The sequence below is a fragment of the Mycobacterium sp. E3247 genome (genome assembly GCF_001667785.1).
Taxonomy (GTDB): Bacteria; Actinomycetota; Actinomycetes; order Mycobacteriales; family Mycobacteriaceae; genus Mycobacterium.
Genome location: NZ_LZJG01000565.1, coordinates 1 through 601, shown reverse-complemented (window position 1 = coordinate 601; position 601 = coordinate 1). Strand labels below are relative to the sequence as shown.

1 protein-coding gene and 1 pseudogene are annotated in these 601 nt (G+C 68.4%); both read left to right on the top strand.

All coding sequences use genetic code 11. The features are described from left to right. A partial coding sequence (locus tag A9X04_RS29025; protein WP_197509487.1) for an SRPBCC family protein occupies positions 1–310 on the top strand: 310 nt, incomplete at its 5' end. 9 nt (positions 311–319) lie between these two features. Continuing rightward, positions 320–601: pseudogene (locus A9X04_RS29020) on the top strand (hypothetical protein); the annotation flags it as partial.

The following is a 601-nucleotide window of genomic DNA, read 5'->3' as shown; positions in this document are numbered from 1 at the left end:
CCGCGTCGTCGAGATGCGCGGCGGCATGGTCGGCAATGAGGAATTCCTGGCGTGGGAGCCGTTCAGCCACATGGCTTTCCGGTTCAACGAATGCTCGACGCAGGCCGTCGCCGCGTTCGCCGAGGACTACCGGGTCGAGGCCATCCCCGGTGGTTGCCGGCTGACGTGGACCATGGCGCAGAAGCCCGCGGGCCCGGCGCGGCTGGCGATGTACCTGGTGGGGCCGCTGCTGAACCTGGGCCTTCGCCGATTCCTGCGCAACCTGCGCAGCTACACCGATGCCCGCTACTCCGCGACCCAGCAACATTAGGAGCCTGCCGTGACCTTCAACGAGGGTATGCAGATCGACACCAGCACCGCGTCCTCGTCGGGGGGCGGCATGGGCATGGCGCTCGGCGGCGGCGGCCTCGGGCTGCTCATCCTCATCGGCGCGCTGCTGTTGGGCGTCGATCCGGGCCGCGTCATGGACCAGTCGCAGTCGAACACAAGCGGTTACTCCGCGCCCGGATTCGACCTGAGCCAGTGCAAGACCGGCGCCGATGCCAACAAGTACGTGCAGTGCCGCGTGGTCGCCACGGGCAACTCGGTGGACGCGGTCTGG